Below are 21,211 nucleotides of genomic sequence, written 5' to 3' on the forward strand. Positions count from 1 at the left end.
CCCTTATTTTGCATTTTCTTTTCGTTCGCGCTTTTTTTCATCAAAACGGTGATAAATCAACTAAAACAACGGTAGAATTGATTATTTCAGCAGCAATTATCCCCCAACTCACGTAATATAATTGCTCAAGGTTATGTATTGGGACTAATTATGGAATTTAGTGAGCAGCAAACTGCTTCGCAAAAAAACCTTTCTTATCTTATTGCCGAACAGCTAGGCCAAGAGATTTTGAAAGGCACTTATTTACCAAGCTCTATTCTTCCCAGTGAAATAGAGTTATCTGATAAATTCCAAGCCAGCCGCACAGCGATTAGAGAAGCGGTTAAGATGTTAGCAGCAAAAGGGATGTTACTTGCGCGTCCTCGCATTGGCACAAGAGTTATGCCTTCATCCCACTGGAATTTTTTGGATCAAGATCTGCTTAAATGGTGGATAAGCAGTGATGAACAAACGGTCGTTATTAGGCATTTTCATGTTGTAAGACTCGCGATTGAACCGCAAGCTTGCTACCTTGCCGCAAAACATGCCACAGACAAGCAAAATAATTTACTCAAAGCACTCGCCAATGAAATGCAATTATTAGAAAAGCAATTTGATAGGCAGCGTTGGATAGATGTTGATCACCGTTTTCATCTAACGATTTATGAAGCTTGTGCCAATCCATTTTTGATCTCCTTTGCCAATTTATTCCGTTCTGTCTATCAATTCTATTTTGATGCGATTACAGAAAATGACGTTATTGAAGTAGACATTCATCAGCAACTGGCAAATGCCATAATAAAAGGTAATAGCGCCAAAGCGTTTGATCTCTGCTATAAGTTATTAACTATTACTGGAAAACAAACCTAACACGATAACTTTCCATGTTTGCTTTAACTTTTTATTTAATAGGTTACCGATGTTAAAAACAGCTAAAAGCATGTCAGGCCTTCCATGGATAGCCGCAATGGCATTTTTCATGCAAGCCCTTGATGCAACCATTTTGAACACGGCGCTACCTGATATCGCCAAAAGCCTCCACCATTCACCACTCGCCATGCAATCTGCGATTGTCAGTTATACATTAACAGTTGCATTATTAATTCCTGTGAGTGGATGGTTTGCAGATAGGTTCGGCACTCGTCGCATTTTTATTATCGCTGTTTCACTGTTTTCCTTTGGTTCCCTTCTTTGTGCGCTATCACCGTCATTGACATTTTTAGTCACCTCCCGCGTTATCCAAGGTATTGGTGGGGCAATGATGATGCCTGTTGCGCGCCTTGCATTGATCCGTGCCTATCCACGCAGTGAATTACTCCCAATATTAAACTTTGTTACTATCCCTGGATTAGTAGGTCCTATCTTAGGCCCTTTACTAGGCGGTGTATTAGTGACTTATGCCACATGGCATTGGATCTTCATTATCAATATTCCGATTGGTATTTTAGGGATCTTGTACGCCTTAAAATCAATGCCTGATTTTAAAATGCCAAAACGTAAGTTTGATGTTCTTGGGTTTATTCTCTTTGGCTTTGGTCTTGTCATGTTATCAGTCAGTCTGGATCTCTTTGGCGACAAGTCCTTGCCCGGTTACATTCCAGCATCCATCGTACTCGGTGGTTTTGTATGCCTATTTCTTTATGTTTTTCATGCTCGACGTATAAAACATGCCATCATTCCACTAAACTTATTTAAAACCCGTACTTTTAGTATTGGTATTAGCGGTAATATTGCCACTCGATTAGGGACAGGAAGTATTCCATTTTTGATGCCATTAATGTTGCAGGTTGGTTTTGGCTACGAAGCGGTTATCGCCGGTATGATGATGGCTCCAATGGCTATAGGGTCAATTATCGCAAAATCAGCAGTAACTCGGATACTGACTCGCTTTGGTTATCGAAAAACACTGTTTACCGTGACGGTCATTATTAGTTTTATGATAGCTCAGTTTTCTCTCCAGACTCCGACTATGTCTATCTATTTACTGGTGATACCTCTATTTGTGCTTGGGATGGTTATGTCAACGCAATTTACTGCGATGAATACGATTTGCTTAGCTGATTTAACAGATAATAATGCCAGTGCGGGGAATAGTATGTTAGCGGTGACTCAACAGCTATCGATCAGTTTTGGTATTGCAGTCAGTGCGGCAATATTGAGCTTCTATGAAGGCTTACCACATGGGAATACTGTAGATAATTTCCATTACACCTTTATAACTATCGGTGCTATTACATTACTTTCTGCATTTGTCTTCTTGTTGTTGAAGAAAAGTGATGGTCAAAACTTAATAAAAAATAAGTCTAAACCATCAGATAAGAACTAATTTCGTTTAACGGATTGGCGCTCAACCAGTTTGGGCGTCAACACCAAAACGTTAGCGTCGGCTTCAGGGTTATCCATCCGAAAAATAAGCTGGTCGACAGCCAATTTACCTAATTCATCTTTTGGTTGATGAATCGTCGTTAATGGCGGGATCATATAAGGTGATAAGTCGATATCATCGTAGCCAATGATTGAGATATCATCAGGTACTTTCAGTCCTTTACGAAATATCGCCTGATAAGCGCCAACGGCCATGGCATCATTCCCGGCAAAAATAGCTTTAGGTGGGTTAGCAAGCGCCAACAGTTTATTCATTGAATTAAAGCCACCAGCAAATTCAAAATCACTAAAAATAATATATTCATCAGGAATATTCAGCGATGCTTGCTTCATCGCCTGCATAAAACCTTGGAAACGCGCACGTGCCGGTGATTTGTCTTGGGGGCCTGCGATGCAAGCAATTTGGGTGAACCCCGCATCAATTAAATAACGTGCGGCAATCTCCCCGCCAAGAAAAGAGTTATCTTGAATAATATCGCCATCAGACTCAAAGGGAGACCAATCCATCATCACGGTAGGCACTGCGGGATAACGGGAAAGAACCTCTTTTGATGGCCCCTGAACTTCTGTACACATCATCAGTAAACCATCAACGCGTTTCTGTAATAGTGTTTCTAAACTATGATTCATCCGCTGAAGGTCGCCTTCAGTATTACAGAGGATCAAACTATAACCACGTTCATAACAACTGCGCTCAACCCCACGAACCACTTCTGCATAAAAAGGGTTATTACTGGTTGTCAGTAACATACCTATCGTATTAGTACGATTCATTTTTAAGCTACGAGCTAACGCCGATGGAGCATAATTTAGCTGCTCAATCGCATTTTTGACTCGTAATGTCACACTTTCGCTGACATAGCGATTTTGGTTGATGACATGAGAAACGGTGGATGTCGACACGCCAGCAAGGCGCGCAACATCTTTCATTGTTGCCACAAGCTATTCCTGTTGAGTTAAAAATGCATCGATTTCATTGCGCCATGGTACAGAGGGTTGTGCACCGGGTCGAGTTACCGCAATTGCAGCCGCTGCATGAGCGAAAACAATAGCCTCAGCATCACTTTTCCCTTCAAGTAAAGCGGTAACATAAGCGCCATTAAAGGTATCCCCTGCCGCAATTGTATCGACGGCTTTCACTTTAAATCCAGCGATAATTTTACCTGTTGAACCTTTTTCACTATACCAAACGCCTCTCGCCCCTAACGTAATCATGACTTTACTGATACCTTTATCATGCAATACTTGAGCTGCCGCTTGTGCGCTCTGATCATCTTTGACGGTAATTCCAGTCAAATGCTCCGCTTCTGTTTCATTTGGCGTAATAATATCGACTAAAGCAAGTAACGAGTCAGGAAGAGCTTGGGCAGGTGCAGGGTTTAAGATGACTTTTGTACTGTTTTTTTGTGCAATTTCCGCTGCTAACTGAACCGCTTCAATAGGGGATTCTAATTGCATCAGTACGGCATCTGCATCAATGATTTTTTGCTGATAGTGGTTCACTCTTTCTTTAGTTAAATGCGCATTGGCTCCAGCATGGATACCAATTACGTTTTCACCTTGTTGGTTTACAAAAATCAGTGCAACACCCGTTGTTTCATTATCAACGACATCAATACATTCAACATCAATATGATCATTTTTGAGCTGCGTTTTGATGCTTTGCCCAATGCTATCGTTACCGACGCAAGCAATAAATGTTATGTCAGCACCACTTCGTCCAGCAGCAACCGCCTGATTCGCACCTTTACCACCAAAAGCAACCTGATAGTGATTCCCTCTAACCGTTTCTCCCGGTTGCGGAAATTGCCCGATGTTTAGAATATGATCAGCATTGATACTACCTAAAACCACAAGTTTAGCTGCGCCCATAACATTTATTTCCTTTTGCCTTTTTTATTTTATTCGCAAATAGAGCAAACCGCCGTTAAGGTTAACGGCGGTTAATCTTTATTACTTTTTAACAACCAGTTCTAGTTCTACAGGTACTGTTGGCTCGACCTTTTCACCTTTCAAAACTTTATCGGCGATTTGTACACCTACAATGCCAATTTGATCAGGGCGCTGTGCAATTGTTGCGCCTAGTTTGCCCCCTTCAACCGCTTTAATACCATCATTGGTTCCATCGAACCCGACAACTAATACATCATCACGTCCTGCGGTTTGTAACGCTCTTAGCGCCCCTAATGCCATTTCATCATTTTGAGCAAATACCGCTTGCACAGTAGGATGCGCTGTCAGTAGGTTTTGCATCACGTTTAAGCCTTTTGTTCTATCAAAATCAGCAGGCTGGCTGGCTAATACATTAAATTTATGCTCTTTTGCACCGGTATTAAAACCTTCACCGCGTTCACGAGCTGCGGAAGTTCCTGTGATCCCTTCGAGTTGGATCACTTTGGCGTCGTTACCTGTTTTTTCAGCGATAAAATCTGCCGCCATCTTACCGCCCATTCGGTTATCAGAAGCGACATGACTGACTACATCACCTTTGTTAGCTGCGCGGTCTAGGGTGATAACAGGAATTTTTGCTTTATTGGCCATGATAATGGCATTCCCAACCGCATCTGAATCGGTCGGGTTAATCAACATGAGTTTAGTGCCACGAACAGTTAAGTCTTGAACGTTAGCTAGCTCTTTAGCAGGGTTATCTTGAGAGTCGAGTACTATTAGTTCGTAACCTAATTTATCGGCTTCTTTTTGAGCACTATCTTTCATTGTCACAAAGAACGGGTTGTTCAGTGTGGAAATAACCAGAGCGATACTCTCTTTCGCCATCGCATTAACACTCACAGTAGCACTTAAAGCGACGGCTGATAGCAAGGTTGCGAGTTTTTTCATTTTCATAATCGTATTCCTGTAGGGTATAAGTTACTTTTTATTATCAACGAGTACGGCAAGTAAGATGACAACCGCTTTTACAATCATTTGATAGTTTGATGATATACCTAGTAAGTTTAAGCCATTATTGAGAAAACCTAAGATAAGAGCACCAATCAAAGTTCCAACAATGCGTCCTTTACCACCAGCCAGACTTGTACCGCCAAGAACAACAGCGGCAATTGCGTCAAGCTCATAACCATTACCAGCCATTGGTTGCGCTGACGACAGTCGAGCAACTTCAATAACACTCGCCAATGCCGCTAATAATCCACACAGGGCATAGACAATAATTTTAATTCTGTCGACATTAATGCCGGATAAGCGCGTCGCGGCTTCATTTCCACCCAATGCGTAGATATATCGACCCAAACGGGTGTGGTGTAATAGATACCATGCCGCGGCAAACACAATGATCATCAACCAAACAGGGGTCGGGATCCCGAAGGGGCGACCAATACCAAACCAGCCGAAAAGATCTGCATTATCACTGAAACCTGTATTGATCGGGCTACCATCGGTATACACACGTGTCACCCCCCGCAATAACAACATCATGACTAATGTCGCAATAAAGGCTTGAACTTTACCTTTGGCGACAATCACCCCCGTACAAGCACCAATAGCAGCCCCAAGGGCTAATGCTCCCGCAACGGCGACGAAGGCATTCACATCAGCCCCCACCATCGATGCCGCAACAGCCCCTGTTAAAGCCAGTAATGAACCAACAGATAGGTCAATACCGGAGGTTAAGATCACCAACGTCATCCCCACAGCCATGATGGCGTTAACCGATGTCTGTTGCAGGATATTAAACAGGTTATTAAGGGTGAAAAAATTCGGGCTAAGGGATGAAACAATGGCAATTAACACTAATAATGCAATCAGTGATTTTTGCTCCATTAGCCATGCTTTACTGAACCAACGTTTTGAGGTTGTGGTATTCGATGTCATTCTGATAACTCCTGAACTGAGCCGTAGCTTTTGCCAACAGCGGCAGCCATTAAGACTTCTTGAGTGGCCTGTTTAGCTGAAAACTCACCGCTAATATGCCCTTCATGCATAACGAGAATGCGGTCACTCATCCCAATCACTTCTGGCATTTCAGAAGAAACTAAGATGATGCTCAGCCCTTCTTTTTTAAATTGGTTAATTAATTGATAGATCTCTTTTTTAGCCCCAACATCCACACCTCGAGTTGGTTCATCTAAAATCAGGACTTTAGGCCTTGTCATCAAACCACGCGCAATCGCGACTTTTTGCTGATTTCCTCCCGATAGGTTGCCAATAATCTGATCCATGGAAGGGGTTTTGATATTAAATAAGCGAATAAAGTCACCGACCGTCTGTTGTTCTTCTTTATGTTTAAGATTGCCGCCAGCACGACTAAAGTAACGAAGTGCTGTCAACGACATGTTCTCTTTGACGGACATACCTAGTACTAAACCGTCACGTTTACGATCTTCCGAGATATAGACAATGCCGTTATTTAAACCATCTTGTGGCGTTTTTAATGAAATACTTTTGCCATCAAGGCGTACTTCACCTGATTTTTTTGTCGCAGCGCCGTAAATGATCTTCATTAATTCAGTACGCCCTGCTCCCATCAAACCAGAAACGCCTAGAATTTCACCGCTTCTCAATGAAAAGCTGGCATTATCGACACCAGGGCCTGATACATTTTCAACCTGTAAGCGAACCTCTCCCACCGGAACATGAATACGTGGGTATTGGTCTTCTAATTTACGGCCCACCATCATTTCAATCAGGGTTTCTTCTTCTAATTCTTTAACGGGTTTTTCACCGATAAATTGTCCATCACGAAACACGGTTACATCATCACAGATTTCAAAAATCTCTTTTAAGCGATGAGAGATATAAACAATTCCACGCCCTTGCGCTTTAAGCTCTTCAATAACTCGAAAGAGTGATGCTGTTTCCGTATCTGTGAGGGCATCCGTTGGTTCGTCCATGATGATGACTTGCGATTCAAAACTTAACACTTTCGCTATCTCAACCATTTGCTGTTCGCCAATAGAAAGCTCAGCGATCAATTGATGGCTGTCATAATCCAAGTTCAGGCGTTTTAGTAGCTTATCGGATTCACTGAACATGGTTTTCCAGTCGATTTTGCCGAATTTATTAACAAATTCGCGACCAAGGAAAATATTTTCAGCAATTGTCAGTTCAGGGATCAAATTAAGCTCTTGATGAATAATACCAATCCCTGCTTCTTGTGAATTTTTAGGGCCATGAAAGACCACTTCTTTCCCTAAATAACGGATAGCGCCAGCATCTTTACTATAGATACCTGTAAGCACTTTCATCATGGTGGATTTACCCGCACCATTTTCACCGACTAGCGCCATCACTTTTCCTGGGTAAACTTTAAGTGCAGCACCGTTTAGTGCTTTTACTCCGGGAAAAGACTTTTCAATGCCAATAAGCTCTAATAAAGGCTGCATACACACCTCAAAACGTCACACCAGAACAAAGGATCACATTAGCAAAAGGTGAACACTCCCCTGTTCTAATCACCGCTTTGCTGTCATGAGTCATTTTTTTAAAGCTTTCATGACTACAATATTCCACTGTTATTGGTTTTCCTTGGGCAAGCTCTAATGCCTGCAAATGTGCCAATATCGCATGTTCCATTTCAGGATTAACGGTCGTGATCTCGCCAGCCAAAATTGCCTTTTCAATCTGCATCTCTTGAGTAATGACACTCAATACCGACATCAAATCGGGCAAACCTTGTGTAATAGCTAAATCAATACGTTCAACCTGCTGTGGTATAGGTAACCCAGCATCAGCAATTGTGATATGGTCGGTATGACCTAACTTTGCTATCACGGATGTAATATTGGAATTAAGCAAAATACCTTTTTTCATTGTTCCCGCCGTTTCCTTATGAGCGAAACGTTTCGCTAAATCTAATCATAGATAAGAAAATGAACAACACAATGTTGTTGGCTAAGATTTGTGATCACCATCGAAACGTTTCGTTAACGCCAAAAAGAGAAGAAAAGATGAAAGTATTGAATTAGTTATAGCTGAATCGTTTTTGTTGATAGTGAGTCTAAATCAAAGAAAAATGACAAAATTCGTTGCAAAATTGGCACCTCGATGGATAACCTAGCAATAAATGACATAAATAATAAAAGGAACGAATATGCAGTTAGCGGAAAGAATCGCCCAACTTAGCAATTACCTTGAAAGTGGTTTGTATGAACGCCAGCAAGCAATTCGTTTATGTTTATTGGCCACATTAAGTGGTGAAAGTGTCTTTCTTTTAGGGCCTCCAGGTATCGCTAAAAGCTTAATTGCACGCCGCATGAAGTATGCGTTTCGCCACGCGAATGCGTTCGAATATTTAATGACCCGTTTTTCCACACCAGAGGAAATTTTTGGGCCATTATCCATCCAAGCTTTAAAAGATGAAGGGCGCTATCAACGACTAACAAAAGGCTATTTACCTGATGCTGAGGTGGTTTTTCTTGATGAAATTTGGAAAGCTGGCCCCGCTATCTTAAATACCCTACTCACCGCTATCAATGAACGGAAATTCCGTAATGGAGATGGTGAAAGTGCTATTCCTATGCGTTTATTAGTCACCGCATCTAACGAGCTTCCTGATGCTGACAATAGCTTGGAAGCGCTATTTGACCGAATGCTTATCCGTATTTGGCTCGATAAAGTACAAGAAAAACAAAACTTCCGAGCGTTGCTGACAGGTAAATCCCCCCAAGATGAGTCACTGGTTCCTGAACACTTAAAAATCAGTGATGATGAATATAAAGAGTGGCAACAGCAAATCCCTAAAATTACGCTTCCCGATCACTGTTTTGAACTTATTTATCAACTCCGCCAGCAACTGGATGCCACCGATAAACACCTTTATGTCTCGGATAGACGCTGGAAAAAAGCGGTCTATTTATTACAAGCCAGTGCGTTTTTTAATGGGCGAAATACCATTTCCCCCCTTGATATCATCCTATTAAAAGATTGTTTATGGCATGACATGCAATCGATGAATGCTTTACCTCAATTACTCAAGTCCATATTAGAAGAAGATGGCTGGCAACAGAGAAAACTCTCTCGTGAAATAGAAATGCTCTACCAAGAGTGGACCTCATCAACCCAAGATCAAAACAATCAAAATGCTTTTAAGGTCAATAAAAATACGCCAATGTTTGCTCGTAAGCCAACGTACACTCTTCCAGAAAATATCAAAGAGGGGCGTTTAACACTATTTTTGCATAAGCCACTACAGTTACATGATATAAAAGTAACGTTTATTACCACGGATAAAAAGTTACTGACTCATTTTCTAACGAAAGGTACTACTCTATCAGCTCACCTCAATGGTATTGGTTTTGCACAAGAAATTGCTGCTGAAATTAATAACTTAAATCAGATTCAGCTATTAGATGTGAGTCACCAAGCTTCCACTCTTTATTTACAAGAATCCACCACCACCGTCGATAAAACGGATAACACACAATGGTTAGAAAAGCTTGATAAGATCCAACAAGATATTCAATCGGCGCGTTATCAATTTGAACAACAACAGCCCAATTTATTTATTGAATCAAGCTGGCTGGCAGGAATCGAAGGAAGCTTTATGAAGTTAACTGAAAAGCTCACTCAGTTACGTAATCAAATAACAGGAAAAATGGCGGATTAACTATGCTGAGTTTAGCCACGCTAGACTTATTGCTTTCCGTTAATGAAAGCCAGCTTATAGAAGAGATTATTATCTCTCTTCTTGCCACACCTCAACTCGCCGTTTTCTTTGAAAAACACCCTCGACTTAAAAAAGCCCTGTTAAAAGATTTATCGGAATGGAAAAAAGATCTTAAACAAAAGCTGCAAGATGCCTTAGTGCCTGCTCAACTCGCTGAGGAGTTTCAACTTTATCAACAGTCTCTTGGTCAAGCGACTGAGTTATTTTTTAATCAATTACCCGAGATTATTGAAACACTAAAAGCCATAGACTCTCCTTTTTATGCCGAAGCCTGCAAATTAAGTTCAGGTAAAATAGAGAATAAAAGCGCTAGGCAAAGTTTATTTATCCAACGCTGGCGGATCAGTTTGATATTGCAGGTGACAACTTTACATAAAGAGTTATTAGAGCAAGAAAAAGAGCAGTTACTCGCTGAACTACAACAACGGCTCGCGTTAAGCGGTAATCTCGAAGAGATTTTAGGTGAAAATGAGCGGGCTGCTGGCCGATTATGGGATTTAAGTAAAGGGCTAAATACAGCATCAGCCTATAATGATAAGTTATTGAATCAATATAGTGATTTTTTACGTCAACAACCTGAATTGGAAAAGATAGCTCAATTATTAGGCCGCAGCCAATCTGCTCGCACCCTGCCTGAAGATAGCGTGCTGCTAGAGCCAATGACTATCTTCGAGAAAGTCCCTGAAACAATACCAGAGCAAGTTGATGGATTAAGCCAAAGTGATGACGTATTACGACTATTACCTACCGAATTAGCGATGTTAGGGCTTGAAGAAATTGAGTTTGAGTTCTATCGAAAACTGCTTGAAAAGCAGTTAATCACTTATCGTCTCCAAGGAGAAAGTTGGCAAGAAAGACGAGTATTGCGCCCCGTAACTCACCATCATCATGAAGAACAACCTAGAGGGCCTTTTATTGTCTGTATTGACACTTCAGGCTCTATGGGGGGAATAAATGAGCGATGTGCAAAAGCATTTTGCCTCGCATTATTAAAAATTGCGCTGGCGGATAACCGTTCATGTCACATCATGTTATTTTCTACTGAACTCGTCCATTATGATTTACTCTCCGTGGATGGTTTAGAGCAGTGTATTCGTTTTTTACACCAAACATTTCGTGGAGGAACAGATTTAGCTAACTGTTTGCAAGAAACGGTCAAAAAACTCGAAACCCCGACATGGTCAGATGCTGACGCGGTGGTGATTTCCGATTTTGTTTCTCAACGTTTGCCTGACGAATTAATCAAAAAGATAAGATCCCTTCAGCAGGTAGGGAAATACCGCTTCCATGCGGTATCTGTTTCAAATTATGGGAAACCCGGCATCATGAAGATATTTGATCATATCTGGCGCTTTGATACCGGATTAAAAAGCAGGTTATTGCGCCGCTTTAGTCGCTAACTACAGCATACCCGCAACAGATTCACGAGTTTCTGGAGACCAAACACCACATTGAACTTGGCCAATGTGCTGACGTTGGAGCAGTAACATCACTAAACGTGACTGACCAATACCGCCGCCGATAGTCTGTGGCATTTTGCCTTCGACTAATGCTTGGTGCCATTCTAGCTCCATGCGCTTTTCATCGCCTGTTAAGCTTAGCTGACGAGTCAGGCACTCAGGGCTAACACGGATCCCCATTGACGAAATTTCAAATGCGTCTTGCAGCACTGGGTTCCACACAATGATGTCACCGTTTAAGCCTTTAAAGCCATCTTCGTTTTCAGTTGTCCAGTCATCGTAGTCTGGTGCACGCACATCATGCGCTTCACCGTTTGATAGCTTCCCACCGATACCGATAAGGAAAACAGCGCCTAATTCTTTAGCAATCGCACGTTCACGGCCTTTTGCATCTAAATCAGGATAGCGCTGTAGCAGTTCTTCACTGTGGATAAAGTGAATTTGGTCTGGCAGGAACGGTGCCAGCCCAAATTCGCTGCTAATTGCGGCTTCTGTTTGTTTTATTGCCTGATAGATTTTACCCACTGTCTGCTTCAGATAAGGAAGTGTACGCTCCTCATCTGCCATCACTTTTTCCCAATCCCACTGATCAACGTAAACAGAGTGGATTGGTGTTAAGCGATCTTCGTCCGGACGTAACGCTTTCATATGAGTATAAAGGCCTTGGCCTTGTTTAAAATCGAAACGGCCTAATGTCTTACGTTTCCATTTAGCCAAGGAGTGAACCACTTCAAAGGTTGCGTCAGGAATTGATTTTACTTTTACTTGAACCGCTTTTTCATGGCCTGACAAGTTATCCTGAGTTCCATCACCTAAACGGCTTAAGATAGGACCTTGAACTTCAATTAAGCCAAGCTCTTTTTCAAGTAAACGTGAAAAATAAGATTTAACAAAGCTGATTTGCTGCTGTTGTTCGATGAATGATTTGTCCATTTTATTTACCCATAATTTGTTAGCTGCGTTAGCCGATGTGTAGATTAAGCAACAAAACAGGGGTGGAATTCAATATACTTCATTAAAAAAACACTTTCTCATTTATTTTATCTAAAAAAATGGGTATAAAAATGAGAATTCGTTAAATTAAGGAGGTAATAATGCCTGAAAATTATCAAATCGATAATCTCGATCGTGACATACTTCACGAATTAATGCGCAATGCACGTACAGCTTATGCTGAACTTGCTAAAAAATTCTCCGTTAGCCCAGGTACTATTCACGTCCGTGTAGAAAAAATGAAGCAGGCAGGGATCATTACAGGAACACGTATTGATATCAGCCCGAAACAACTCGGTTTTGATGTGTGCTGCTTTATTGGCATTATTTTGAAAAGTGCTAAAGATTATCACACCGCCCTCAAAAAATTAGACGCCCTAGAAGAAGTAGTTGAGGTCTACTATACGACTGGGCAGTACAGTATTTTTATTAAGGTGATGTGCCGATCTATTGATGCCCTCCAAGACGTACTTATCAACAAAATTCAAACTATCGATGAAATTCAATCGACAGAAACGCTGATCTCGCTACAGAACCCGATCATGAGAACAATCACCCCATAGAAAAAAATTTATATAACCACATTATCCACAGGTAGATCCCAGCTCATTCACAGCGTACAATAACGCCCTAATATTGCTATCGGGAATCACCATGACAAAAGTAACCCTAATAAGTGGCAGCACAATGGGCAGTGCTGAGTATGTTGCAGAACATATGGCTGAGATCTTAGAAGAACTTGGTTATGAAACAGAAGTGCAGCATGGGCCTGATCTTGACTCACTTCCACGTGAAGGTTTATGGCTGGTGGTGAGTTCCACTCATGGGGCAGGCGATCTTCCTGAAAATATTCAACCTCTAGCTGAACAAATTGAAAGCCAATCCCCTGATCTTAGTCAGGTGCTGTTTGGTAGTGTAGGTATCGGTAGTTCTGAATATGACACTTTCTGTGGCGCGATCCATAAATTAAGTCGCCTATTAGTCGATCATGGGGCGAAAAGGATCGGTGAGCCACTAGAAATCGATGTACAGCAACACGAAATACCGGAAGATCCAGCAGGGGAATGGGTTAAAATTTGGGCAAACGAACTCTAGTTTGTTCAAAATAACAACGAACAGATGTGGATAACTCTGGTAAGATCGCGGTATTAACCCGTAGTTATCCATAGTATAAGTTTTAAAGGGTCGGGTGCCTGTGCATAACCCCCCTTTTAGATCCCAGCTTATACGCAAAAGGATCACGGATCATTCACAGTATATGATCCTTTACACTTTTATGATCTTTAAAGTGAAAAGTCAGTTATCCACAGATATCGATGATCCTAATAAAAGATCTAATAAAGAGATCTTTAAATAAAAAGATCTTTATATAATAAGGCTCGGATCAACTTAGCTTGGTCTATCCTTAAAACTTGAGTAGAATTCTCTCCTCGAATGCAACACTCAGCATTTTTCTAACGTTAAGGTTCACACATGTTTTATCCAGAGCAATTTGACGTCATCGTAATTGGTGGTGGTCATGCCGGTACTGAAGCAGCAATGGCAGCTGCACGTATGGGGCGTCAAACCCTATTACTGACTCACAATATTGATACATTGGGCCAGATGTCTTGCAACCCAGCCATCGGTGGGATCGGTAAGGGGCATCTGGTAAAAGAAATTGATGCCCTTGGTGGCCTAATGGCTATCGCGACAGACAAAGCGGGTATTCAATTTAGAACCCTCAATGCCAGTAAAGGGCCAGCTGTTCGTGCAACTCGAGCACAAGCAGACCGCGTCCTTTATCGCCAAGCGGTAAGAACAGCTTTAGAAAATCAACCAAATCTCATGATCTTCCAACAACCCGTGGAAGACTTAATTGTGGAAAATAACACGGTTACTGGTGCGGTAACCCGTATGGGGCTGAAATTTAAAGCCAAAGCAGTTGTGTTGACAGTCGGTACTTTCCTTGATGGAAAAATCCACATTGGTTTAGAAAATTACAGTGGTGGACGAGCAGGGGATCCCCCATCTGTTTCACTGTCACAGCGCCTAAGAGAATTACCTTTACGTGTTAATCGTTTAAAAACGGGTACACCACCAAGAATTGATGCTAGAACAATAGATTTTAGCCAATTAGCTCAACAGCTTGGTGATGATCCAATGCCTGTATTCTCCTTTTTAGGATCACAGGATCAACATCCACAACAGATGCCTTGCTATATCACTCATACGAATGAAAAAACCCATGATGTGATTAGAAATAACCTTGATCGTAGCCCAATGTATGCTGGGATCATTGAAGGGATCGGTCCTCGTTATTGCCCATCGATCGAAGATAAAGTCATGCGCTTTGCCGATCGTGACGCTCACCAGATCTTTTTAGAACCTGAAGGGTTAACGAGCAATGAAATATACCCTAATGGGATCTCCACCAGCCTACCATTTGATGTACAAATGCAAATTGTCCACTCAATGAAAGGGATGGAAAATGCAAGGATCGTACGTCCGGGTTACGCCATTGAGTATGATTTCTTTGACCCTAGAGACCTAAAACAAACACTTGAAAGTAAGTTTATTAATGGTTTGTTCTTTGCTGGTCAAATTAACGGAACTACAGGTTATGAAGAAGCTGGTGCGCAAGGGTTGCTAGCTGGCTTAAATGCGGCTCAATATGCTTTTGATTTAGAAGGTTGGTTCCCTCGTCGTGACCAAGCTTACATGGGAGTGCTGGTGGATGACCTTTGCACCCTAGGAACAAAAGAGCCTTACCGTATGTTTACTTCTCGTGCAGAATATCGATTAATGTTACGCGAGGACAATGCTGACTTGCGCTTAACAGAAAAAGGCCGTGAGTTAGGATTAGTCGATGATGTCCGTTGGGCTCACTTTAACAACAAAGTTGAGTTGATTGAGAAAGAGCGTCAACGCCTAAAAGATATTTGGGTTCATCCAAAATCTGAAGGTCATGATGAAATCAATCAGATACTGTCAGTTCCGCTTTCTAAAGAAGCGAACGGGGAAGACTTATTACGTCGCCCTGAAATGGATTACCAAACATTAATTTCACTAAGCCGTTTTGCACCGGGGATCACCGATCCTCAAGCTGCGGATCAAGTTGAAATTCAAGTGAAATATGAAGGTTATATCGCTCGTCAGCAAGAAGAGATTGAGCGCCAACTACGCAATGAAAACACCTTATTGCCTGTTGATCTTGATTATAAGCAAGTCAAAGGGTTATCAAATGAAGTGATGGCTAAGCTAAATGATCATAAGCCAACTTCAATTGGTCAAGCTTCGCGTATTTCGGGAATTACTCCAGCAGCAATTTCCATCTTGCTTGTTTGGTTAAAAAAGCAAGGCATGTTGCGTAGGAGCGCTTAATAATGAGTTTATTAGCACAACTAACGCGCTTATCGGCTCTCGCGAACATTGAATTAACCGATCAACAAAAGCAGCAGCTAGTGGGATATGTCGAACTACTGGCGAAATGGAATAAGGCTTATAACCTGACCTCTGTTCGTGACCCTCAACAAATGTTAATCCGCCATATTATGGATAGCATAGTGGTGAACGGTCAGCTTAAGGGCACATCATTTATTGATGTTGGAACGGGGCCGGGGTTACCTGGAGTACCGTTAGCGATTGTTCGACCTGATTCGCATTTTGTTTTACTTGATAGTTTAGGGAAGCGAATTCGCTTCCTCAAACAAGTCCAACATGAGCTAGGGTTAAATAATATTGAGCCGCTTCAATCACGTGTTGAAGAGTATCAGCCTGAAGCAGGGTTTGATGGCGTAATTAGCCGCGCATTTGCTTCCTTAAGTGATATGTTGAGCTGGTGCCATCATCTGCCAAATGCTTCTGGGAAGTTCTATGCATTGAAAGGAGCGGTGCGTGAAGAGGAACTGACTGACTTACCTGATAATTTTTCAATTGATACCATCGTTGAATTGAAAGTGCCTGAACTTGATGAACAACGTCATTTAGTGATTTTATCTTTAAAATAAAGTTGCTTTTCATCAATAAATTTTTATCTTTTAGAGCTTTAGCAGTAGCATTTACAATGTTACTGCTATTTTTATTTTTACCTTATTCTCTCAATTCGGGTTTTACGTGATATTTACACGGTAATAACGAATAACTAGCAAAAATGAACATTAGAGATTAAAAAATATCTCTAAATGGATATTTTAGATAAATCCAGTTTGTGTCTTAGTTAATTAATAATGAAATATTTGATTTATTATGGCTTTTTTTTGTTTAAAAAATATCGCTTTTAATTATTTGATTTATGGCTCAAATCTTTTTTTTCTTAGTGAGAACGCGGGAGTCCGCTAATAATCTGAACAGTAAATATTGTGATACTCATCACAGAAAAATGTTTTTAGTTGTCGAGTCATTAACTATTTATTAATTATTATTGCCACATTTCTGCGCTATCTCGAAAAAATTAAATATTTATTCACCTTTTCGCTACTTACTGATTGAATTCATTTCGCCTGCCCGTATAATTTGCTCGTTTTTGTCTCTTGACACATTTAAGCAAAGACAGTTTTATACAACACTTAGCGTTTCTGAGGCTGAGAATAGCTGGGAGTACAAAAAGTTATGTCTGTATCCCTTTACGACAACAAATATGCTGTAAAGCAGTTGTCTTTTCAGTTAATAACTTTTGTGATCCTCAGTGGGGCTTTCTGTGCAAATAGTATAGAATGGGGGGCCTCTGCTCTTGCGGGTGGTTTAGCATGCTGGTTACCAAATATCGTATTTATGCTGCTAGTCCACTTTCAGAAAGCAAAAGAAGAGGATGAACCTGTCCGCATTGCCTGGTTCTTTGCATTAGGAGCAGGGCTAAAGGTTGTTACAACTATTATCGTACTAGTTGTTGCTTTTGGTGTGTTTAAAGCGTCATTAACACCACTGGGTTTGGCCTATTTAGCTGTGCTAATTGTTCAGATTGTTGCACCAGCCGTTTTTAAACGGTAAGTAATTTTAAACTACAAAAGGGTAAGAGGCATCATGTCTGCATCAGGAGAAGTGATGACTACAAATGAGTACATAGGTCACCATCTGAAAAACCTTCAGTTGGATCTACGTACCTTTGAGTTGGTCGATCCCCACGCTAGTCCAACATTTTGGACGTTGAACATTGACTCGCTTTTTTTCTCGATAGTTCTCGGGGCTCTGTTCCTGTGGCTATTTAGAAAAGTTGCAGTTAAAGCGACTAGTGGCGTACCCGGTAAGTTACAGACTGCAATAGAACTGATCATTGGTTTTGTTAATAATACCGTTCGTGATATGTATCACGGCAAGAGCAAAGTTATTGCTCCTTTGGCATTAACTGTGTTCGTCTGGGTATTTTTGATGAACCTTCTGGATTTACTCCCTATCGACTTTATTCCATACATTGGTGAGCACTATTTAGGTTTACCTGCTCTGCGTATTGTTCCAACAGCAGATGTCAGTATCACTATGTCTATGGCGATTGGCGTGTTTATCCTAATCCTCTTCTACAGCATTAAGATGAAAGGAATTGGTGGATTTACTAAAGAGTTAACTCTTCAGCCATTTAATCATCCAGTTTTTATTCCTATCAACTTAATTCTTGAAGGGGTAAGCCTGCTATCAAAACCTATATCACTCGGTCTACGACTGTTTGGTAATATGTATGCGGGTGAATTGATCTTTATTCTTATCGCGGCTCTGCTTCCGTGGTGGTCACAGTGGTTGTTAAGCCTACCTTGGGCTATCTTCCACATACTGATTATTACGTTACAAGCCTTTATTTTTATGGTTCTAACGATTGTCTATCTGTCGATGGCATCTGAAGAGCATTAATTTAACTATCAATTATTGATTAAACTGAAACAAACTGGAGACTATCATGGAACTTGGTATCTTGGCTGCCGCTGTAATGATGGGATTAGCGGCAATCGGTGCTGCTATCGGTATCGGCATCCTAGGTGGTAAATTTTTAGAAGGAGCTGCTCGTCAGCCAGATTTAATCCCTCTGCTGCGTACTCAGTTCTTTATCGTAATGGGTCTAGTCGACGCTATTCCGATGATTGCAGTTGGTCTGGGCCTATATGTGATGTTTGCTAGTTAGCCCTAAACCGCTAACTATTTTGAATATCAAGTGATAATTGAATAAGAGGTATTGTCTGTGAATCTAAATGCAACAATCCTCGGCCAGGCTATCGCGTTTGTCCTGTTTGTTTGGTTCTGTATGAAGTATGTATGGCCACCGATTATGGCGGCCATTGAAAAACGTCAAAAAGAAATTGCTGACGGTTTATCTTCCGCAGAACGTGCTAAAAAGAACCTGGAACTGGCGCAAACCGACGCAACCGACCGACTGAAAAAAGCGAAAGCTGAAGCTCAGGTCATCATCGAACAAGCGAATAAACAACGCAATCAGATGATTGAAGAAGCAAAAGCAGAAGCTGAAGCAGAACGTACAAAAATCGTCGCACAAGCCCAAGCAGAAATTGATGCTGAGCGTAAACGTGCACGTGAAGAGCTACGTAAACAGGTTGCGATGCTTGCTGTCGCAGGTGCCGAGAAGATCATCGAACGTTCCGTGGATGAAGCTGCTAACAGCGACATCGTTGATAAACTAGTCGCTGAACTGTAAGGAGGGAGGGGCATGTCTGAAATCGCTACTGTAGCTCGCCCCTACGCCAAAGCAGCTTTTGACTTTGCTGTGGAAAATCAATCTGTTGAAAAATGGCAAAATATGCTGGCCTTCACCTCTGAGGTGACGCGCAATGAACAGGTTGGTGAGCTACTTTCTGGGTCTATTGCCCCTGATAGGTTAGCAAAAACGTTTATCTCTGTTTGTGGAGATGAAATTGACGAGCATGTTCAAAATCTGATTCGTATTATGGCTGAAAACGGGCGTTTGAGTACGCTACCAGAAGTGTTAGCTCAATTTATCCAATTGCGCGATACCCTGGAATCAACGATTGAAGTTGATGTTATCTCTGCTAACGAATTGAATGAACAGCAGTTAGCCAAAATTTCTGCAGCGATGGAAAAACGTCTGTCACGCAAAGTTAAGCTGAATTGCAAAATTGATAAGTCTGTTATTGCCGGAGTGATTATTCGTGCTGGAGACCTCGTTATTGACGGGAGTGTCCGCGGTCGCTTAGAGCGTTTAACTGACGTCTTGCAGTCTTAAGGGGACTGGAGCATATGCAACTGAATTCCACCGAAATCAGCGAACTGATCAAACAGCGTATTGCTCAGTTCGATGTTGTGAGTGAAGCTCACAATGAAGGTACGATTGTATCCGTTAGTGACGGTATCATTCGTATTCACGGTTTAGCCGAAGTCATGCAGGGTGAAATGATCGCTCTGCCTGGTAACCGTTACGCAATCGCATTGAACTTGGAGCGTGACTCCGTTGGTGCGGTTGTTATGGGTCCTTATGCTGACTTAGCTGAGGGCATGAAAGTTAAATGTACTGGTCGTATTCTTGAAGTTCCAGTGGGCCGTGGCCTGCTAGGACGTGTTGTGAATACACTGGGTGAACCTATTGATGGTAAAGGTCCTGTTGAGCACGATGGCTTCTCACCAGTAGAAGTGATTGCTCCAGGTGTTATCGACCGTCAATCTGTTGATCAACCTGTACAAACTGGTTATAAATCAGTCGATGCGATGATTCCAATCGGTCGTGGTCAGCGTGAGCTTATCATCGGTGACCGTCAAACAGGTAAAACTGCTTTGGCAATCGATGCAATCATCAACCAACGTGATTCTGGCATCAAATGTGTTTACGTTGCTATCGGTCAGAAAGCATCAACGATTTCTAACGTTGTTCGTAAACTGGAAGAACACGGCGCATTAGCTAACACCATCGTTGTTGTTGCAACTGCATCTGAATCAGCTGCACTGCAATACTTAGCACCATACTCTGGTTGTGCGATGGGTGAGTATTTCCGTGACCGTGGTGAAGATGCACTGATCGTTTACGATGACCTGTCTAAGCAGGCTGTCGCGTATCGTCAGATTTCACTATTGCTACGTCGTCCACCTGGACGTGAAGCTTACCCTGGTGACGTTTTCTATCTGCATTCACGTTTGCTGGAGCGTGCTGCTCGCGTTAACGCTGAATACGTTGAAAACTTCACAAAAGGTGAAGTTAAAGGTAAAACAGGTTCATTGACAGCATTGCCTATCATTGAAACTCAGGCTGGTGACGTTTCTGCATTCGTTCCGACTAACGTAATTTCGATTACAGATGGTCAGATCTTCCTAGAATCTAACCTGTTTAACTCTGGTATTCGTCCAGCGGTTAACCCGGGTATTTCTGTATCGCGTGTTGGTGGTGCTGCTCAGACGAAAATCATCAAGAAACTCTCTGGTGGTATCCGTACAGCACTTGCTCAGTATCGTGAACTGGCAGCATTCTCTCAGTTTGCTTCAGACCTTGATGATGCAACGCGTAAGCAGTTGAATCATGGTCAGAAAGTAACTGAACTGCTGAAACAGAAACAATATGCACCGATGTCAGTTGCAGAGCAGGCACTGTCTCTGTTTGCTGCAGAACGTGGATATCTGGAAGATGTTGAGTTAGCGAAAATTGGTGCGTTTGAAGCTGCATTAGTTTCTTATGCATTGCGCGAGCATGCTGACCTTATGAATGAAATCGGCCAGGCGGGTAACTATAACGATGATATCGAAGGCAAGTTGAAAAAACTGCTCGAATCATTTAAAGCAACTCAGTCCTGGTAATACTATTCGGCCCGTAAATTTAAATGGGCCGTCTGGTTAAAAGGAGAAGCAG

The 21,211-nt window shown here is 41.7% G+C and carries 21 protein-coding genes; 14 read left to right on the forward strand and 7 right to left on the reverse strand.

What is annotated here, in order from left to right:
• Positions 1-150: 150 nt before the first annotated feature.
• Together PR709_RS12965 and mdtD are read left to right on the forward strand one after the other, a co-directional pair.
• Entirely contained in the window at positions 151-849 is a 699-nt protein-coding gene (locus PR709_RS12965) for a FadR/GntR family transcriptional regulator (protein WP_004923944.1), read from the forward strand.
• A gap of 49 nt (positions 850-898) precedes the next feature.
• On the forward strand, positions 899-2,305 hold the full coding sequence (gene mdtD, locus PR709_RS12970) for a multidrug transporter subunit MdtD (protein ID WP_004923945.1): 1,407 nt from the start codon (positions 899-901) through the stop codon (positions 2,303-2,305).
• Here mdtD and rbsR read toward each other — a convergent pair.
• The 6 genes from rbsR to rbsD all read right to left on the reverse strand — a co-directional run bounded on the left by rbsR (position 2,302) and on the right by rbsD (position 8,133).
• Positions 2,302-3,303: a ribose operon transcriptional repressor RbsR gene (gene rbsR, locus PR709_RS12975; RefSeq protein ID WP_014657138.1), complete on the reverse strand. Its 1,002-nt coding sequence runs from the start codon at positions 3,301-3,303 to the stop codon at positions 2,302-2,304. The genes mdtD and rbsR overlap by 4 nt on opposite strands.
• 3 nt (positions 3,304-3,306) lie before the next feature.
• Positions 3,307-4,236 carry a ribokinase gene (gene rbsK, locus PR709_RS12980; protein WP_004923951.1) on the reverse strand — a complete coding sequence of 310 codons (930 nt, stop codon included), beginning with the start codon at positions 4,234-4,236 and terminating at the stop codon, positions 3,307-3,309.
• 81 nt (positions 4,237-4,317) lie between these two features.
• A complete protein-coding gene (gene rbsB / locus PR709_RS12985) occupies positions 4,318-5,208 on the reverse strand; it encodes a ribose ABC transporter substrate-binding protein RbsB (RefSeq protein ID WP_014657139.1) in 891 nt (296 codons plus the stop codon).
• A 24-nt stretch (positions 5,209-5,232) separates the two neighbouring features.
• Positions 5,233-6,195, reverse strand: coding sequence for a ribose ABC transporter permease (rbsC, locus tag PR709_RS12990; RefSeq protein ID WP_004923956.1), 963 nt, complete (start codon positions 6,193-6,195; stop codon positions 5,233-5,235).
• Positions 6,192-7,706, reverse strand: coding sequence for a ribose ABC transporter ATP-binding protein RbsA (rbsA, locus tag PR709_RS12995; protein WP_004923958.1), 1,515 nt, complete (start codon positions 7,704-7,706; stop codon positions 6,192-6,194). Before rbsA ends, rbsC begins: the two co-directional genes overlap by 4 nt.
• A 7-nt stretch (positions 7,707-7,713) precedes the next feature.
• The gene (rbsD, locus tag PR709_RS13000; protein ID WP_004923960.1) at positions 7,714-8,133 is read right to left on the reverse strand and encodes a D-ribose pyranase; all 420 of its coding nucleotides are present in this window, start codon (positions 8,131-8,133) and stop codon (positions 7,714-7,716) included.
• A 280-nt stretch (positions 8,134-8,413) separates the two neighbouring features.
• On the opposite strand from rbsD, the gene ravA reads away from it, so the two are divergent.
• Together ravA and viaA are read left to right on the forward strand one after the other, a co-directional pair.
• The gene (ravA, locus tag PR709_RS13005; protein ID WP_004923961.1) at positions 8,414-9,928 is read left to right on the forward strand and encodes an ATPase RavA; all 1,515 of its coding nucleotides are present in this window, start codon (positions 8,414-8,416) and stop codon (positions 9,926-9,928) included.
• A 2-nt stretch (positions 9,929-9,930) separates the two neighbouring features.
• A complete protein-coding gene (gene viaA / locus PR709_RS13010; protein ID WP_004923962.1) occupies positions 9,931-11,388 on the forward strand; it encodes an ATPase RavA stimulator ViaA in 1,458 nt (485 codons plus the stop codon).
• Here viaA and asnA read toward each other — a convergent pair whose 3' ends face one another.
• Positions 11,389-12,381, reverse strand: a complete 993-nt coding sequence (asnA, locus tag PR709_RS13015) for an aspartate--ammonia ligase (RefSeq protein WP_004923963.1) — start codon at positions 12,379-12,381, stop codon at positions 11,389-11,391. It abuts the gene before it with no gap.
• Positions 12,382-12,542: 161 nt separating this feature from the next.
• Here asnA and asnC point away from each other — a divergent pair, with 161 nt between their 5' ends.
• From asnC to atpA, 10 genes are all read left to right on the forward strand, one after another.
• Complete coding sequence (gene asnC, locus PR709_RS13020; protein WP_004923964.1) at positions 12,543-13,004, forward strand: transcriptional regulator AsnC; 462 nt, start codon at positions 12,543-12,545, stop codon at positions 13,002-13,004.
• Positions 13,005-13,095: 91 nt separating this feature from the next.
• The gene (gene mioC / locus PR709_RS13025; protein WP_004923965.1) at positions 13,096-13,536 is read left to right on the forward strand and encodes an FMN-binding protein MioC; all 441 of its coding nucleotides are present in this window, start codon (positions 13,096-13,098) and stop codon (positions 13,534-13,536) included.
• 378 nt (positions 13,537-13,914) lie between these two features.
• The gene (mnmG, locus tag PR709_RS13030) at positions 13,915-15,804 is read left to right on the forward strand and encodes a tRNA uridine-5-carboxymethylaminomethyl(34) synthesis enzyme MnmG (RefSeq protein WP_004923968.1); all 1,890 of its coding nucleotides are present in this window, start codon (positions 13,915-13,917) and stop codon (positions 15,802-15,804) included.
• A 2-nt stretch (positions 15,805-15,806) separates the two neighbouring features.
• Positions 15,807-16,430, forward strand: coding sequence for a 16S rRNA (guanine(527)-N(7))-methyltransferase RsmG (gene rsmG, locus PR709_RS13035; RefSeq protein ID WP_004923970.1), 624 nt, complete (start codon positions 15,807-15,809; stop codon positions 16,428-16,430).
• 601 nt (positions 16,431-17,031) lie between these two features.
• Entirely contained in the window at positions 17,032-17,409 is a 378-nt protein-coding gene (gene atpI / locus PR709_RS13040) for a F0F1 ATP synthase subunit I (RefSeq protein ID WP_004923974.1), read from the forward strand.
• Between the two features lie 33 nt (positions 17,410-17,442).
• Positions 17,443-18,261, forward strand: a complete 819-nt coding sequence (gene atpB, locus PR709_RS13045) for a F0F1 ATP synthase subunit A (RefSeq protein WP_004923976.1) — start codon at positions 17,443-17,445, stop codon at positions 18,259-18,261.
• 46 nt (positions 18,262-18,307) lie between these two features.
• On the forward strand, positions 18,308-18,529 hold the full coding sequence (gene atpE, locus PR709_RS13050; protein WP_004923979.1) for a F0F1 ATP synthase subunit C: 222 nt from the start codon (positions 18,308-18,310) through the stop codon (positions 18,527-18,529).
• Between the two features lie 57 nt (positions 18,530-18,586).
• Positions 18,587-19,057 carry a F0F1 ATP synthase subunit B gene (gene atpF, locus PR709_RS13055; RefSeq protein ID WP_004923980.1) on the forward strand — a complete coding sequence of 157 codons (471 nt, stop codon included), beginning with the start codon at positions 18,587-18,589 and terminating at the stop codon, positions 19,055-19,057.
• Positions 19,058-19,069: 12 nt separating this feature from the next.
• Positions 19,070-19,603, forward strand: a complete 534-nt coding sequence (gene atpH / locus PR709_RS13060) for a F0F1 ATP synthase subunit delta (protein ID WP_004923982.1) — start codon at positions 19,070-19,072, stop codon at positions 19,601-19,603.
• Between the two features lie 14 nt (positions 19,604-19,617).
• Positions 19,618-21,159, forward strand: coding sequence for a F0F1 ATP synthase subunit alpha (gene atpA, locus PR709_RS13065; protein ID WP_004923988.1), 1,542 nt, complete (start codon positions 19,618-19,620; stop codon positions 21,157-21,159).
• The last annotated feature ends 52 nt before the right edge of the window (positions 21,160-21,211 follow it).

The organism is Providencia sp. PROV267 (genome assembly GCF_028477825.1).
GTDB classification, from domain to species: Bacteria; Pseudomonadota; Gammaproteobacteria; order Enterobacterales; family Enterobacteriaceae; genus Providencia; species Providencia stuartii.